This window comes from Aeromonas sp. R7-4 (assembly GCF_040908055.1).
Classification (GTDB): Bacteria; Pseudomonadota; Gammaproteobacteria; order Enterobacterales; family Aeromonadaceae; genus Aeromonas; species Aeromonas sanarellii.
The window spans coordinates 236,153-251,130 of record NZ_JBFODA010000067.1 but is presented as its reverse complement, the minus strand read 5'-3'; the positions used below and the strand labels follow the sequence as shown (position 1 = coordinate 251,130).

The 14,978-nt window shown below is 65.6% G+C and carries 13 protein-coding genes and 1 pseudogene; 3 read left to right on the top strand and 11 right to left on the bottom strand.

Translation table 11 applies throughout. The features are described from left to right. Positions 1 to 11: 11 nt before the first annotated feature. Positions 12 to 647: a DsbA family protein gene (locus AB5Y72_RS20345; protein WP_325782108.1), complete on the bottom strand. Its 636-nt coding sequence runs from the start codon at positions 645 to 647 to the stop codon at positions 12 to 14. Between the two features lie 79 nt (positions 648 to 726). Then, positions 727 to 1,587 (bottom strand): Vmh family MBL fold metallo-hydrolase, encoded by an 861-nt coding sequence (locus AB5Y72_RS20340; protein ID WP_325782159.1) that lies wholly within the window; start codon positions 1,585 to 1,587, stop codon positions 727 to 729. Between the two features lie 124 nt (positions 1,588 to 1,711). On the opposite strand from AB5Y72_RS20340, the gene AB5Y72_RS20335 reads away from it, so the two are divergent. Beyond that, the gene (locus tag AB5Y72_RS20335; RefSeq protein ID WP_325782107.1) at positions 1,712 to 2,614 is read left to right on the top strand and encodes a LysR family transcriptional regulator; all 903 of its coding nucleotides are present in this window, start codon (positions 1,712 to 1,714) and stop codon (positions 2,612 to 2,614) included. 48 nt (positions 2,615 to 2,662) lie between these two features. Here the strand turns inward: AB5Y72_RS20335 and AB5Y72_RS20330 are convergent, their stop codons facing one another. The 8 genes and pseudogenes from AB5Y72_RS20330 to AB5Y72_RS20295 form a co-directional block, all read right to left on the bottom strand. Further along, entirely contained in the window at positions 2,663 to 3,445 is a 783-nt protein-coding gene (locus AB5Y72_RS20330; RefSeq protein ID WP_042079002.1) for a BPSS1780 family membrane protein, read from the bottom strand. Positions 3,446 to 3,485: 40 nt separating this feature from the next. Next, positions 3,486 to 4,067, bottom strand: a complete 582-nt coding sequence (locus AB5Y72_RS20325) for a fimbrial protein (RefSeq protein ID WP_325782105.1) — start codon at positions 4,065 to 4,067, stop codon at positions 3,486 to 3,488. Next, positions 4,064 to 4,519: a hypothetical protein gene (locus AB5Y72_RS20320; RefSeq protein WP_325782104.1), complete on the bottom strand. Its 456-nt coding sequence runs from the start codon at positions 4,517 to 4,519 to the stop codon at positions 4,064 to 4,066. The genes AB5Y72_RS20325 and AB5Y72_RS20320 overlap by 4 nt, the downstream gene beginning before the upstream one ends. Further along, positions 4,512 to 5,240, bottom strand: a complete 729-nt coding sequence (locus AB5Y72_RS20315) for a molecular chaperone (protein ID WP_368199536.1) — start codon at positions 5,238 to 5,240, stop codon at positions 4,512 to 4,514. The genes AB5Y72_RS20320 and AB5Y72_RS20315 overlap by 8 nt, the downstream gene beginning before the upstream one ends. After that, positions 5,237 to 5,443 carry a FimD/PapC C-terminal domain-containing protein gene (locus tag AB5Y72_RS20310; RefSeq protein WP_368199577.1) on the bottom strand — a complete coding sequence of 69 codons (207 nt, stop codon included), beginning with the start codon at positions 5,441 to 5,443 and terminating at the stop codon, positions 5,237 to 5,239. Before AB5Y72_RS20310 ends, AB5Y72_RS20315 begins: the two co-directional genes overlap by 4 nt. Before the next feature lie 77 nt (positions 5,444 to 5,520). Next, positions 5,521 to 7,605, bottom strand: a pseudogene (locus AB5Y72_RS20305) (fimbria/pilus outer membrane usher protein); the annotation flags it as partial. Positions 7,606 to 7,741: 136 nt separating this feature from the next. Next, positions 7,742 to 8,503 carry a fimbria/pilus periplasmic chaperone gene (locus tag AB5Y72_RS20300; RefSeq protein ID WP_325782102.1) on the bottom strand — a complete coding sequence of 254 codons (762 nt, stop codon included), beginning with the start codon at positions 8,501 to 8,503 and terminating at the stop codon, positions 7,742 to 7,744. 9 nt (positions 8,504 to 8,512) lie between these two features. Then, a complete protein-coding gene (locus tag AB5Y72_RS20295) occupies positions 8,513 to 9,052 on the bottom strand; it encodes a fimbrial protein (RefSeq protein WP_216989762.1) in 540 nt (179 codons plus the stop codon). Between the two features lie 244 nt (positions 9,053 to 9,296). Here AB5Y72_RS20295 and AB5Y72_RS20290 point away from each other — a divergent pair, with 244 nt between their 5' ends. After that, positions 9,297 to 10,124, top strand: a complete 828-nt coding sequence (locus tag AB5Y72_RS20290) for a peptidoglycan DD-metalloendopeptidase family protein (protein ID WP_368199533.1) — start codon at positions 9,297 to 9,299, stop codon at positions 10,122 to 10,124. Positions 10,125 to 10,190: 66 nt separating this feature from the next. On the opposite strand, the gene AB5Y72_RS20285 is transcribed toward AB5Y72_RS20290, so the two are convergent. Beyond that, complete coding sequence (locus AB5Y72_RS20285; protein WP_216989760.1) at positions 10,191 to 11,528, bottom strand: MATE family efflux transporter; 1,338 nt, start codon at positions 11,526 to 11,528, stop codon at positions 10,191 to 10,193. Between the two features lie 155 nt (positions 11,529 to 11,683). Here AB5Y72_RS20285 and mscM point away from each other — a divergent pair, with 155 nt between their 5' ends. Then, positions 11,684 to 14,959: a miniconductance mechanosensitive channel MscM gene (gene mscM, locus AB5Y72_RS20280; RefSeq protein WP_325782101.1), complete on the top strand. Its 3,276-nt coding sequence runs from the start codon at positions 11,684 to 11,686 to the stop codon at positions 14,957 to 14,959. Positions 14,960 to 14,978 lie beyond the last annotated feature (19 nt).

Genomic DNA, 14,978 nt, shown 5'->3' with positions numbered 1-14,978 from the left:
GCCGCCAGGGGTCAGTCAGTCATCAGGGAGGCGAGATGCTTCGCGAAGGCGTGCGGCTCCCCCAGATACGGTGAGACGGGGACGGGCAGGAGGCGCTCGCCCCGCATCAGCCCCAGGGTCGGGAATCCCTGCCCGCCGAGCCGTCGCAACCAGGCCTGGCTGTCGGCCAGATGCCCGGCGAGATCCACCCGCTGGCAGGCCTGGGCAAAGGCCTCAGGCTGCACGCCCTGCTCCTGCGCCAGCGCCGTGAGCCGCGCCGGGGAGCCGACCCAGTTCCCCTCCCCATAATGGGTTTCCTGGATGCGGTGCAACAACGCAAGGCCATCCCCGCCCAGCTCGTCCAGTGCCAGAATGGCGCGAATGGGCGGCTCGGAATCGAGGAGCAACCTCTCGTTGAGCAGGAGCTCGTTGAAGTAGCGCTCCCCGAAGGGTTGGCCGGTCAGGGCGTGGATCCGCTCGTCATGGGGGCGCACATGGTCCCGCAGGGCCTGGCCCATGGGCTGGCGCCGGGCGCCCAGCCAGAGGCCGCCCGCATGCAGCGCGATGCGAAGGCCCGGGATCCCGGCTGCGGCGCGGAGCAGGGGGGCTGCGCCATAGCACCAGCCACAGAGGGGGTCATAGACATAGTGCAAGGTGGTGTCGTTCATGTGATTCACTCGTTCATTCGGCTAAAAAAACCGGGCCCTCGGGCCCGGTAAAAAACACAGGGAAGTAGGCGTCAGGGGTTTACCACTTCATCTCGCCCATGTTGACCTTGGCACCTATGGCCAGGCCGTCGTCCACCGGCAGGGACGGATAGGCCTTCTTCAGGCCCTCGATCAGCTCACCGGAGCTGTTCGCCTTGGCCAGCTCCTGCTCGAAGCGCTGGACATAGTCACGGGTAAAGGTCACTGCGGCAGTGCCCTGGGGCGCGGTGCCCAGGAAGTGGCCCGGTACCACGCGCTCGGGTTTCAGGGCCAGCAGGTTGTCCAGCGCCTTGACCCAGTTGCTGCGGGCCGCTTTGGTCTGGCTGTCCGCCATCCAGACGTGTACCCCGCTGTAGACCGGCACGCCGCCAAACGCCGTCTTGATGGAGGGGGCCCAGAGATAGGCATTGGGCGTGTTCATCTCTTTGATCTCAATCTTCTCGCCATCCAGCGTCAGGTGGCTGGCCGTCATCACTTGCGGCACGGTCAGGCTCTTCGGTGCGCCCTTGCCCAGGATCGGGCTCCAGTAGCTCAGCTTGGCATCCTTGGTCTGGTTGATATGGTCAACCACATGCTGGTCGGCCAGCACCTTGACATCCGGGAACGCAGCCATGACGGGCTCCAGACCGAAGTAGAAGTCGGGGTCACCGGCACTGATATAGACGGTGGTCAGCTTCTTGCCGCTCTTCTTGATCATGTCGACCAGCGCCTGGCCATTTTGCACGTCGAACTGGGCATCGATCAGGATCGCCTCTTTGTCACCGGTCACCAGTGAGGAGGAGACCGGGAAGATCGCCTTCTCGCCGGGGTTGTAGACGGTCACGGTCAGGGGGGCGGCCAGCGCGGTGCCACCGAGCAGGGTGGTGGCCAGCGTCAGGTTGCGGATCAGGGTGCTGTTCATCATCTATTCCTCATTAAGTATTCGGGGGGTCATTTGATGGACACAGTGTATTGGATCGCCTAAGGTGCAAATACCGCATAACCAGTGCATCACTGTTGCACAAATCGAGCATATAGAGGCACGAATGGATAGGCTGACCGCATTACGGGTCTTCGTCTGCGTGGTCGAACAGGGCAGCCTGAGCGGGGCCGGAGAGAAGCTGGAGATGTCCCGCGCCATGGTCTCGCGCTACCTGGCCGAACTGGAGCGCTGGATGGGGGCCAGATTGCTGCACCGCACCACCCGCCGACTGAGTCTGACCGGCCCGGGCGAGGAGGCCTTGAACCGGGCCCGCGCCATGTTGGCGCTCGGAGAGGAGATGGAACAGATCGCCGTGAAGGGCGACGACGCCCCCAAGGGCCAACTGCGCATCACCAGCAGCTACTCCCTCTCCGAAGCCCTGCTGGTCAAGGTGGCGAACGACTATCTGGCTCGCTACCCGGGCACGGCCATCGACATCCTGCTGCTGGACAGGACGGTCAACCTGGTGGAGGAGCGGATCGATCTCGCCCTGCGCATCACCAACGATCTGGATCCCAATCTGGTGGCGCGCCCCTTAGGCACCTGCCACTCCGTGGTCTGTGCCAGTCCCGCCTACCTGGCTCGCCATGCTCCGCCCCAGCAGGTGCAGGATCTGGCCCTGCACAACTGCCTGACCTACACCTATTTCGGCAAGAGCCTGTGGGAGTTTCAGGGGCCTCATGGTCCCGAGTCGGTGCCGGTGAGCGGCAACCTCAGCGCCAACATCTCCAACCTGCTGCTGGCGGCGACCCTGGATGGGGCGGGGATCAGCCTGCAGCCCCGCTACTCGGTGGAGACCCACCTCGCGAGCGGCGCCCTGGTGCCCCTGCTGAACCAGTGGCAACCCAAGCGGCTCGGCGTCTATGCGGTCTACGGCACCCGCAAGCAGATGTCTCCCCTGCTGCGCAGCTTCCTCGACTTTCTCGTCGCCCGGATGACGGACGATCCCCTGTGGCAAGCCCGGTGAGGGTCCATGAAAAAGGGGCCTGGCGGCCCCCTGTCTGCGGATCCTGGCTCACGCCTCGAAGCCGAACTCCCTGGCAGGCGGCTCGCCATCGTTCGCCACCGGCTCCTCCAGATAGATGTCGTGATAGGCAGCATAGATGGAGTAGTTGATGGCGGGCAGCACCACCAGCAGGCCCACCAGCATCAGCAGCGCCCCGAAGAAGATCAGCACGGCCCCGAGGAGTCCCCACCAGAGGAAGGGCCACATGTTGCGCAGGCAGCCCCTGAAGCTGAGCCTGGCCGCCTGCCAGACCCCGACCCCGTGGAAGAAGATCAGGGCGGGGGCAAAGGTGATGGCCATCAGCACGGGCACCAGCAGGGCCAGCCCCAGCAAGGCGCAGAGCAGGAAGCCCCGGGCCTGTTCCGGAGTCAGCGTCAGGGTCTCGGGATCCTGGGACAACAGGCCGGTCAGCCCCCACAGGTGCAGCATGAACGCACAGATCATCAGGATCATCATGAACAGGGCGAGCACCATGAGCCCCCCCAGCATCAGCGGCGTCAGGCGATGGCGAAAACCGGCGAAGAAGTCGGCGAACTGCAGCGGCTGCCCCCCAAAGCCCCGTCGTGCCACCGCCACCCAGCCGGCACCCCACACCATGTAGAGCAGCTGGGAGATAAGCCCCCCCGCCGGCAGCTGGTCCAGCACTATGCCCACCACGAACCAGAGCACTATCATGGCCACGCTGGCCCCCATCCCCTTGTTGAAGATGTCGAATCCCGTGCGGACCCAGATCCAGCCCTGTCCGATGGAGTGGCGCTTGGGTTCGCGGCGCAGGGCGCTGTCGCTTTGCATCATTGACCTCGTCGAAAAATAGGAGCGGGGAAGCCTCTCGTCAGGGCACGCTCACCGTGACCATGATGGTTCCCGTATAGGTACCGGTACGCACCACCTGACCCGGCAACCGGGTCGGATAGAGCCTCACCCTGTAGTCGGTGTCATGGGTAGCCGCCGAATAGGGTACCGCGATGGCGGTATCGAATGGAATAGGGGTCAAGGTGTCCTGCTCCACCATGCCCACCCCGACTCCGGCCAGGCTGGTGGTGATGAAGCGGTTCTGGCTGCTGAGCGCCCCTCCGAAGCTGTAGCGCAGCGGCACCACGTAGTCGCTCGGGATCTGGCTGCAGGTCACGCTCACATCGACGCTGCGGGGGCTATATCCCCTGGGGATCTCCCCCTCGACGAAGGCACTCTGCGCCACGGCGCCGAGATCGATGGGGATGCTGGTGCCGGCGGGAAACTGGCAGGTCGGCGTCGAGGTGACGCTGATGTTCATCGCCAGGGTGCTGAATGCATTGACCGGGCTGGTGTCGGGTGTGCCGGCACGGCGCACGAAGAGGTGGGCGACGGTGCCGCTGAAGGTCTGGGTGCCCGTGACCCCCTTGAGCAGCTTCAGGGTGACGCGCCCGCCGTTCACGTTGATCCCCCCAGCAGGGAGACATTCAGCAAGCCGCCGACACAGGCGCTGAGCAACCCACTGGTCGTGGCATTGAAGGGAACTGTCTGGTATGCCCCTGCCGCGTTGAACTCCACCTTGAGGCCGAAATAGGGGTTGAGCTTGATGAGGGTACCGAGGGGATCGGCAACGGTCGGCAGACCGGTCGTGCCCTGGTAGTAGACCGTCACCAGCAGGCCCACCGAGATCCCGGTGCAGTCACAGGTGGCCGTGTCCGTGGTCGAGAAGGTCGCGCTCCGGGTCTCGCCAGGCTGATAGAGATCGTTATCGGCGCTGATGGGCAGGGTCGCCACGAAGGGGCTGGTGCATTGACCGCTGACGGCCAACCCCTCTTGAGTCCACATGCCCGCCAGCAGCAGGAGCGCCCCCGCCAGCAGGGGCCAGGGGCCATGACGGCCAGCCATGTTACTCATCCCGCGATCCTCCCCCCAATCCCAGCACAAAGGCCTGTTCACGGTAGATACCGTCGTCGTCTATCCAGCGCAGCCTGCCCCTGGCGTCCGGCGGTACCCTCCCCGCCATGACCACGGGCAGGGCACCATAGGGCGGCAGCACCCCGCCCTCGCACCAGGCCAGCCCCCGCCCGCCTGCCGTCAGCAGCACCTCGCTCAGGCTGATGTGGAAGGGGCCCGGATTCGTGACCCTGAGCCCGCCCCCGGGCAAGGCCTGCCAACCCAGCTTAGACACCGACTCCGCCACCGATCCCGCCAGCCCGGGCGGCCGATAGAACAGCTTGATGCGGGTGCGGTAGGCCAGCTGCACGCTCCCCTGCGAGGCGTGAGCCTTGGGGGGAAGCCCCAGCACATTGAGCCAGAACAGGGACTCCCTGTCCCGGGGAAGCCGGCCCAGATCCGCGCCGAGGACACGCAGCGTCTGCCCCCGTCCGGGCCCCAGCCGCATCACGGGGGGCACCACCAGAAAGGGGGTCGTGACCTCGGCCGGTCCCTGGCGTTCGTCCCCCTCATCGACCCAGGCCTGCAACAGGCTGGGGCCGGCGCCATCGTTGCGTACCAGCAGTGTGGCCTCACCCCCCTCATGGACGAGCCGGGTACGGGTCAGGTTGAGGGCGCCCTCGCCCTCCCTTGCCCACAGCAGGGCCAGCAGCACGACACCCGGCCATCCGACCCGTCTCATGAGCCCGACTCCACGCCGAGGCAGCGGGCCGCCACCTGCTGATAGGGCATGGCCGGATCCGGCCGGGGAGCCCGATAAGCGAGCCGGCATCGCTCTTCCCTCTCCTCACCCCATTGAACGTAGAGGGGCCCCTGCTCGCCACGCACAAAGATAAGCCCCCCCTGGCCGACCACGGCCACCGAGCCGCCGCTGCCGTCGACCACCTCGGCCCCGAAGGGCGGGGGGCCACCATGCGGGCGCTGCCGTCGATCTCCACATCCAGCGGCAAACCGCTCGGATCCAGGCCGATGATGTTGGTGCGATAAGGGTTGAGCCCGGCCAGCACGGCATAGCCATCGCCGTCCACCTCGCTGCCGATCCCGTGGCTGACCCTGGCCCCCTGGGCCCCCTTTGCCTCCACCAGTGCCATCGTCTCCCCCTGCGTCTGCCCCAGCACCCAGCCCTCACCGTGCACCAGCAGGGTTCCCTTGGCAGAGGCCACATACTGGGCATACCCCTCCCCCTGGCTGGTGCTGAGCCCCAGTTGGGCGGATGCCGTCTGATACTGCAGATTGGCACCATAACCCTGGGTACTGCCCTCCCCGCCGGGACCATGGCTGCCGTAGAGGCCGTAATAGAAGCGGCCGTCCCGGGAGCCGCCGTTGAGATCCAGCCTGGCGCTGGTCCCCAGCCCCTCCTGATAGGAGAGGGTGCTGCTAAGGCGCGGGGCCCCCAGCTTGTCGCCGATGGGAATGCTGAGGCTCAGCACGTATTGATCGCCGACCCCTTCCTCCAGGGAGTGGCTGGCCGACAGGGTCAGGCTGCCCCAGTCAAACCCCCGGTTGTAGCCGAGTTGGAAGCTGCTGCTCTCCCCCTGGCCTCCCCAGTAGTCGCGGCGAATGCCGTTGAAGTAGAGATCCCCCCACTCCCCCACCGGCTGATTGACATTGAGCTGGAAGCGATTGCGCTCCCGCTGCAGGCGGTCCAGCGCCTGGGCCTGTATCGCAGCCACGTCGTTGAGATCGAGGTAGCCTTCGCTGGAGAAGCGGTAGGCGGCCAGGATGACATAGGTCCGGGTCATCTCCATCTGCTTGCTGTAGGTGAGGCGATAGCTCTGGCCGGACTGCGACGCCGGCAAGGCTGCGCTGACGGGCAGGGCGCGCGCCCAGGATCCGGTGACATCGACGGCCAGGGCCCCGTAATCCGACCCCACCGCCACACCGCCCATCAGGGCGGTGTAATCCTCGGCGGCGATGGCCCCGCCATAGAGGGTCAAGGCATCCGAAAAGCCGCGCCTGTAGGTGCCTTGCAGAAAGTCCGGCCCATCGGACCCCGCCTCGTTGCGATAGCGCCCCAGGGTCAGGCTGAAGCGGGAGGTGTCGTCTCACAACATCTGCACCACGGAGGAAAACGGCAGGGTGAAGCTCTGAACGCTGCCATCCGCCTCCGTGATGGTCACGTCCAGATCTCCGGCAAAGCTGGTGGCATAGAGATCGTCGATGGCAAAGGCACCGGGCGCCACCTGGGTTTCGTAGATAAGGGCGCTGCCCTGACGAACGGTGACCCTGGCGTTGCTCTGGGCCACCCCGCGCACCACGGGGGCGAACCCCCGTTCGAAGTCGGGCAGCATGGCGTCGTCGCTGGCGATCTGCACACCGGTGAAGGGCACGCTGTCGAAGCTGTCGCCCGGGGTGAAATACTCCCCCAGGATCAGCTGGGCGGTGCGGGAGGTAATGTCCCGCTGCGCATAGCTGTTGAGGGGATCATAGACCCCGTGACTGCCCCCCTGATAGGAGCCGTTGTGGCGCAGGCGCCAGGCGCCGAGGTTGAGACCTGTGTTGAGGTTGATGCTGCTGCTCAGCGGTTCGTCGACCGCCTCCTGCTCGCTGTAGTAGAGGTTGGCGTTGTAGCTGACGAAGGCGGCATTGATCCCCTGCATCCACTGCTCCGGCCCCACATAGTCCCGTCTGACACGGCCCAGGTAGGCCTGGGGCAGGCTGAGTGCCCCGCTCAGGCTGGCGAGATCGAACGTGAAGCCGGCGCCGGGTACCAGGGCCCCCACCTCGATGCAGTCGAGGCCGAGTTGCCGCTTCACCTCGGCCTGATCGGGCAGCTTGTCCAGGATCAGCCCCCACTGTTTCAGGTGGTCGGGCTGGAAGCAGAACCTGGGGGTGGCGGGATCCTTCCCCGCTCTCACCTCCACCTGCTGGCTCAGCCTCTCCTTGCCATTGAGGGTGATGTCGAGCTGATAGCGCCCCGGGGGGATGAAGTCGGCACAGGAGAAGCGTGCCAGATCGATGTCGACCCCCAGGCTGTCGAGCAGGCGGCTGTCAAACTCCACCTCGTCGTGTGAGCCGCCTGCCTGCTTGGGAGCCTCCTCGGCCATGGCCAGGGCTCCCCAGAGCAGGAGGAAGAGACACCAGCCACCGGGGGCGGGCCCGCAGGCCGGCGGAGAAGCATGGCAAGGGAGGGACACGCCGGCGCTCATGGCATCCCCCTCGGCGCCGGCGCATGCACCGGGATCAACGGAAGATGAATTCACCCACCTCGCGGGCGCCATAGTCGTTGAGCCAATGGAAGGTCACCCTCTTGGCATGGACGGCCCCGGAGAGTTGCTCCACGGGGAAATCGAAGGTGCCCCCCGGCGCCACCATGCCACCGCTCAGGTTGCTGTAACGCTTCGACTGGGTCGTCTGCAGCTCCAGATTGCTGATGCTGACGTGATAGAGGCTCGGATTGCTGGCCCGCAGGGCATAGCCTGCGCCCTGGTGGACCAGCCGCCAGGTGAGCCGGTGTGCGGAACGCTCCACATTGCCGGCCAGACCCGCCGGCCGGTAGAACATCTTGATCCGGGAGCGGAAGGCGAGCTGCACCATGTTCTGGCCCGCCTGGGTGGACTTGACGCTCGGCGGCACCTCCAGCACGTTGAGCCAGAACACGGACTCGCGGTCCTGAGGCAGCCCCTGTCCCACATAGGCCAGACGCAGGGACTGGCCGCGCTGGGCCTCGATGCGGGTGATGGGAGGCGTGATCAGAAACGGCAGGGCCTCGGCACCGGGCCGGATCCGGCGGTCACCGGCATCCAGCCACACCTGCACCAGCGAGGGGGTGCTCCCCTTGTTGGTCAGCTCCAGCGTGACTTCCCGCGCATTGGCCGGGTAGATGACCCGGGTACCGGAGATCTGGACATGACCCCAGGCCTGCCAGGACAGGAGCAGCAAGGCGCACCAGAGGATGCGGTCAGGCCCTGCCAGGGGGGAACGATGGGAGGCAGGGAGGCTCATGGGGCAGACTCAGTGGTAGTCCAGGGAATAGATGAGATCCGCAGAGACCAGGCCGGCACCGACGGCGCCGGTGGCGATGTACTGGGCGCTGTAGTAGAGGGTCGCCCCGCCGGTGGCACTGAAGTTGACCAGCACATTGTTGCCTGTGTTGGTACGAAGATCGATGGGGGTGCTGTTGGCCGAGAGGATCTGCACTTCCACGTTCTGGGCCGGGTTCTTGCCTCCCGAGGCGACGGCCTTGTTGCTGAGATTGCCCGTGGTCTGCTCCACCCCGATGTTTTCGAAGTAGGCCCGCACAGACCCCGTGGTCGGGCAACTGGTGAGAGCGAGGTTGAAACCGGTCGCCCCTGCAGTCTGGCCTATGCTGCCAAGGGCATTGGTGCTGACGGTGGGCAGGGTCACGGTCGCAGACGCCGTGCCCCCGTTGACCGCGATGGCACAGGTCCCCGCAGTCACTTCGCCATTGATGGTAATGACCCCGTTGAAGGCGGCAACGGGTGCCGACATCCCCATTATGAGTCCGAGTAGCAAGAGAGCCTTGGTCTTCATCACAACCTCCGTCTATCCCTGGATGTCGCTGGCGACTGCCGTCCTCCTGCCAGTGTTTCACTGCCTGCCGACATAGGTGCCATTCAAAGACACCTTTAGTGACACATTAGTAAATAGCACAGAGTTTTCACTCCTGCTCCTTTCAGGCAGCCCCGCGGCCATGGGGCCGGGGGACGGACAGCCCCGGCAGAATGTGGCATCATCTGCCCCCTCGTATCTGACCGCCTTGTTCGATGGAGCCACCATGCGCCGCCTGTTCTTCCTTCTCGTGCTGCTCGGCAGTCCCGCTCTTCACGCCGAATCCGGCTTTATCAGCCGCCTGCTCAACCACCCTGTGCCGGGGGGCGTGGCCGTGGTGCCGCTCGGGGACGGCGCCAAGGCGCCCGCCGTGCGGTATCAGGACAAGCCCGTGCTGGTGGTGCAGGAAGAGGGCAGGCGCTGGATCGCCATCGTCGGCATCCCGCTCAAGAGCGCGCCCGGCGCCCATCAACTGACCACCAGCGATGGCCGTACCTTGAGCTTCACGGTCGGCGCCAAGCACTACCGAGAGCAGCACATCAAGTTGAAAAATACGCGCCAGGTCAATCCGCTGGCGGAAGACATGGCGCGCATCAACCGCGAGCTGGCCGAACAGACCAAGGCCTACCAGACCTTCAGTCCGGCCCAGCCCAGCAACCTGATGTTCGACAAGCCGGTCAACGGCCCCCTCTCCAGCCCGTTCGGCCTGCGCCGCTTCTTCAACGGCGAGGAGCGCAACCCCCACTCGGGCCTCGACTTTGCGGTCGGTGCAGGCACCCCCATCAAGGCGCCGGCGGCGGGCAAGGTGATCCTCATCGGCAACTACTTCTTCAACGGCAATACGGTGTTCGTCGATCACGGCCAGGGGCTCATCAGCATGTTCTGTCACATGTCGAAGATCGACGTGCAGCTGGGCCAGAGCCTGCCCCGCGGCGGCATCCTCGGCCGGGTCGGCGCCACCGGTCGCGCCACCGGCCCCCACATGCACTGGAACGTCAGCCTGAACGACGCCCGGGTCGACCCCGCCATCTTTATCGGGGCCTTCAAGCCCTGACCCTGGCAGGATGAAACGACAAAGGCAGCCCAGGCTGCCTTTGTCGTCAATGGACGGGGGCGTTAGCTACGCGGCTGCGGCATGCAGCCCGGCCTCCTTGCCCATGGCCCGCCACATCACCAGCACCAGCAGGGTGCTGCAGGCGGGCAGCGCCAGCCAGACGCCGGCCACGCCCCAGAGGGAGGAAAAGCCCCACAGGAAGCCGCCTATCAGCACCAGCTTGCCGCCGGTGAGCAGGGAGGCGATGCGGGCCCGGTTGATGGCCTGGAAGTAGGTGGCCCCCACCAGCAGCAGCCCCTCCATGGGCAGCCCCCAGAAGTAGAGCCAGATCCCCAGGGTCGCCACCGGCAAGAGGGCCGCATTGTCGCCGGCAAACAGGTAGACCACCCCCTCCGGCCACAGATAGAGCGGCACCATGCCGCACAGCGCCACCAGCAGGGTCACCCCCAGCGCCAGGTTGCGCACCCGCAGCACCCGCGCCCAGTTGCCCGCCCCGGCGTTGAAGCTGGCGATGGGCTGGATGCCCATGGCGATCCCCTCGAAGATGAGATAGAAGAAGGCCTCGCTGTAGCTGATGACGCCATAGGCTGCCACGTGCAACGAGGTGCCGACCGAGAGCAGCGCCTTGTTGTGCAGTGCCAGCACCACCGACAGGTAGAGATACATCAGGAAGCTCGACACCCCGAGTCGCAGCGTTTCCCCCATCAGCCGCCAGTCCGGCACCAGGGTGTCCCAGCGAATGCGCAGCTGGCTGCGGGGGGTGAAGAAGTGCCACAGGCACAGACCCCCGGTCACCGCCTGGGAAAGCATGGTGGCGATGGCCGCCCCCGCCAGCCCCCAGGGGACTACCGCCATCAGCAGGTAGTCGAGCAGCACGTTGAGCACGCCGCCCCCCACCAGGATCCAGGTGGTGAGGCCGGGCCGCCCGTCGTTGCGCAGCAGGGCAGTAAAGGCCATGGAGAGCACAGCGAAGGCCCCGAGCCAGGCGTACCACTGCAGGTAGGCGAGGCCGGCATCGAAGATGACTCCCTCGGCCCCCATCCAGCGCAGCATCTCGTCCCCATGACGGATACCGACAAAGGCGAGCAGGGCCGAGGCGATGAGCACCATCACCAGGGCGTTGCCGACGATCTGGCGAGCCCGCGCCTGCTCTCCCTTGCCCAGATAAAACGAGGCGAGCGACGAGGAGCCCATGCCGATCAGCGCCCCCACCGCATAGAGCACGGCGCAGATGGGGTAGGCCAGCATCATGCCGGCCAGGCCGTCCTGACCCAGGATATGGCCGACGAAGATGCCGTCTATGGTGACATAGACGCCGGTGACCAGCATGGCGGCCACCGTCGGGGTCACATAGCGCAGGAAGAGGCGGGAGAGGGGGGCAGTGCCCAGGTCGACGGAGGACATAGAATGCTCAACAAGGTGGGAAACGGCCAGAATAATAGCCAAACAAGACCCGGATCACCCGTCATTTATGTTGTGAATCATTAGGATGGAAGGCTTTACCCGCTCCAGCCCCTGCTTTAGGCTAGGGCGATTTCTCATGAACGGAAACGTGCGCCATGTTGCAACGCCTGCTCTGCCTGATGTTCTGTCTCAGCCTGCTCCCCTTCTCCGCAGCCCAGGCCGATGATGCCATCACCCAGGTCGAGGAACTGTTGCAGAGCGTTCCCAAGACGGAGAGCCCGGAAAACCAGCAGCTCAGGGAGAGCTACCAGCAGGCGCTGCAGTATGCCCGGGACGCCCAGCGCTACCGGGAGCAGGGCAAGGCCTACCAGCAGATCCTCATCGACTACCCCAAGGAGTCGGCCCGGCTCAAGGAGGGGCTGCACAACTACCAGCCCCAGTCCCGTCCGCCCCTCTCCTCCCTCAAGGAGGACGCCCTGCGCCAGGCCATCAGCCTGAGCAGCAACCGCCAGATCAACCTGCGCAAGGAGCGCCAGGGGGTGACCGACAGCCTCAACCAGCTGGAGAGCACGGGGCAGGAGTATCACCTGAGGGTCGACGAGCTGCGCAAGCAGCTGTTGCAGACCCGATCCCAGCTCGATCGCCTGAGCTTCAGCAACGAGTCGGATCGGCTGCAGGAGGCCCAGCAGCTGGCCACCCGCCTCAAGGAGCAGAGCCTGTCGGACCGGATCCAGATGCTGGAGCTCGAACAGCTCTCCGCCCAGCAGCGCAACGATCTCGGCAAGTTGAAGCTGCAGGAGCTCAACCTCGCCATCACGGACGAGGACGAGTGGCAGGCCAGCCTGCTCGCCCAGCAGAACCAGCTGCGCCGGGAGAAGACCGAGCAGGCCCTGGCCGAGAGCGAACGCCTGCGCCGGCAGCTCACCTCGGATCTGCCCCTGTTGCAGGAGCAGCAACAGCAGAACCAGGCGCTCTCCCTGCAACTGGGGGCCCTGGAGGACCAGATCGAGCGGGTGCAGGACGAGCAGCGCACCCTGGACAGCTCCCTCTCCGGGCTCAACGACCTGGTCAACTCGGTGCGCGAACAGCTGGAGTGGCTGCAGATCAGCAACGCCTATGGCGAGAACCTGCGCAGCAAGCTGGCCGACCTGCCCGCCTACTTCCCGCTGGAGAAGCTGGAATCCGCCATCGTCAAGGCGCGCATGGCGAAATACCAGTACGAGACCGAACAGGATGCCCTGAAGGATCCGGCGCAGATCCGCAACAACCTGCTGAGCGGGGATGGCATCACCCTGGACAGGGCCCAGCGCGCCGTGCTCGACAACCTGCTCAAGGCGAGGCGGCAACTGCTGACCCGGCTCAACGACGCCTCCGATACCCTCATTCAGGAGCAGACCCGGCTCAAGCTGCTCTACAGCCGCCAGAACAGCAAGATCGACGAGATCCGCGAACTCAGCGCCAGCCACCTGTTCTGGATGCCGGACGTACGTCCCCTGAGCCCGGTCGTGCTGCTCGGCGTGCCCGCCGCCCTGGGGCTGATCTTCAACCCGGCCAACTGGCTGCAGATCCCCAGGGCCATCGCCGAGAACAACCCCCTCACCCTGACCCTGGCCGGCCTGGGCCTGCTGGGACTGGCCTGGTGCTGGCTGAAACTCGCCCGCCACCTGACGGAATACTGCCAGTTCATAGCCCCGCGCATCGGCAAGGTGACCCAGGACAAGTTCAGCCTCACCAGCCGGCTGCTGATGCGTTCCCTGCTGGCGGCCCTGCCCCTGCCCGCCATGGCGCTGATGCTGCACGGCCTGCTGGACGGCGCCTGGCAATACCCCTTCGCGGTGGCGGTGGCCCGGGGCCTTGGCGAGATCTGGTTCCTGCTGCTGGCCCTGCTGGTCGCCCGCCACCTCACCCTGGAGAAGGGGATCCTAATCCTGCACTTCCGCTGGCCGAAGGAGCGGGTCCAGCGGGTGTGGGGCCAGTTCCGCACCCTGCTGCTGGTGCTGATCCCCTGTTTCTTCGTGCAGGGCATGGCCAGCAGCTATCAGGAGCACGCCTTCTATGACTCCCTGGGCCGCCTCGCCTTCATCGTCGGCGCCCTCTGGCTACTGCTGTTCTTCGCGCGCCTCAACCGGGAGAAGCTGCCGCTGACCTGGGGGCAGGCCGACATGACCAAGCCCCACCTGCTGCACCACTTCATCTGGAACAGCCTGATGCTGGCCCCCCTGCTGGCGGTGCTGGGCGCCCTGTTCGGTTACTTCTATACCTCCCGCACCCTGCTGCGCCAGCTGGAACTGAGCCTGCTGGCGGGGCTCGGCTGCCTGCTCGTCTACTACTTGGCCCACCGCTGGATGCTGATCCAGCGCCGCCGGCTCGCCTTCGACCGCGCCAAGCACAAGCGGGCCGAGATCCTGGCCCAGCGGGAGCGGGACGAGGACGATCTCAGCTCCGAGATCCCCGACGTGGTGGAGGAGCCCGAGCTGGATCTCGACACCCTCAGCGCCCAGTCCCTCGGCCTGGTGCGCACCCTGCTGATGCTGGGCTTCACCATGCTGGTGGTGGTGCAATGGTCGGATCTCAACTCGGCGTTCAGCTTCCTCAGCAGCATCGAGGTGTGGCAGGTGAGCAGCAAGGTGGCTGGTATCGAGCAGCTCTCCGCCATCACCCTGCAGGATCTGATGCTGACCGCCTTCGCCTTCATCCTGACGGTGGTCACCGCCCGCAACCTGCCCGGGCTGATGGAGCTCACCCTGCTCCAGCACCTGAGCCTCTCCCCCGGCACCGGCTTTGCGCTGACCACGGTCAGCAAGTACCTGGTGCTGCTCATCGGCGCCCTCACCGGCTTCTCCATGCTCGGCATCGACTGGTCCAAGACCCAGTGGCTGGTGGCGGCGCTCTCGGTGGGGCTGGGCTTCGGGCTGCAGGAGATCTTCGCGAACTTCGTCTCCGGCCTCATCATACTGTTCGAGAAGCCGATCCGCCTGGGCGACACCGTCACCATCCGGGAGCTGACCGGCACAGTCACCAAGATCAAGACCCGTGCCACCACTATCGTGGACTGGGACAGGAAGGAGATCATCGTCCCCAACAAGGCCTTCATCACGGAGCAGTTCATCAACTGGTCCCTGTCAGACGCCATCACCCGGGTCAAGCTGCGCATCCGCATCGGCCTGACCCAGGAGCCCAGGCGGGTGCAGCAGCTGCTGGAGCAGTGCGTGCAGGAGTCCACCCTGGTGCTGGACACCCCTGTCCCTGAGGTATTCCTGATCGAATTCACCGACTCGGCCCTCATCTACGAGATCCGGCTCTACGTCAACAGCATGGATCACCGGATGCCGATCACCCACGAGGTGCATTCGTTGATCCTCGACAAGCTGGCCCAATACGGCATGCACCTGCCGCACCAGCAGATCGATATCAGGATGAGCCGGGGTTGAGCATGGTACTGAGGGATCA

What these genes read in the sequence shown, in the direction of transcription:
- AB5Y72_RS20345 (WP_325782108.1), bottom strand. Translation starts at nt 647, where the DNA reads ATGAACGACACCACCTTGCACTATGTCTATGACCCCCTCTGTGGCTGG.
- AB5Y72_RS20340 (WP_325782159.1), bottom strand. Translation starts at nt 1,587, where the DNA reads ATGAACAGCACCCTGATCCGCAACCTGACGCTGGCCACCACCCTGCTC.
- AB5Y72_RS20335 (WP_325782107.1), top strand. Translation starts at nt 1,712, where the DNA reads ATGGATAGGCTGACCGCATTACGGGTCTTCGTCTGCGTGGTCGAACAG.
- AB5Y72_RS20330 (WP_042079002.1), bottom strand. Translation starts at nt 3,445, where the DNA reads ATGCAAAGCGACAGCGCCCTGCGCCGCGAACCCAAGCGCCACTCCATC.
- AB5Y72_RS20320 (WP_325782104.1), bottom strand. Translation starts at nt 4,519, where the DNA reads ATGAGTAACATGGCTGGCCGTCATGGCCCCTGGCCCCTGCTGGCGGGG.
- AB5Y72_RS20315 (WP_368199536.1), bottom strand. Translation starts at nt 5,240, where the DNA reads ATGAGACGGGTCGGATGGCCGGGTGTCGTGCTGCTGGCCCTGCTGTGG.
- AB5Y72_RS20300 (WP_325782102.1), bottom strand. Translation starts at nt 8,503, where the DNA reads ATGAGCCTCCCTGCCTCCCATCGTTCCCCCCTGGCAGGGCCTGACCGC.
- AB5Y72_RS20295 (WP_216989762.1), bottom strand. Translation starts at nt 9,052, where the DNA reads ATGAAGACCAAGGCTCTCTTGCTACTCGGACTCATAATGGGGATGTCG.
- AB5Y72_RS20290 (WP_368199533.1), top strand. Translation starts at nt 9,297, where the DNA reads ATGCGCCGCCTGTTCTTCCTTCTCGTGCTGCTCGGCAGTCCCGCTCTT.
- AB5Y72_RS20285 (WP_216989760.1), bottom strand. Translation starts at nt 11,528, where the DNA reads ATGTCCTCCGTCGACCTGGGCACTGCCCCCCTCTCCCGCCTCTTCCTG.
- mscM (WP_325782101.1), top strand. Translation starts at nt 11,684, where the DNA reads ATGTTGCAACGCCTGCTCTGCCTGATGTTCTGTCTCAGCCTGCTCCCC.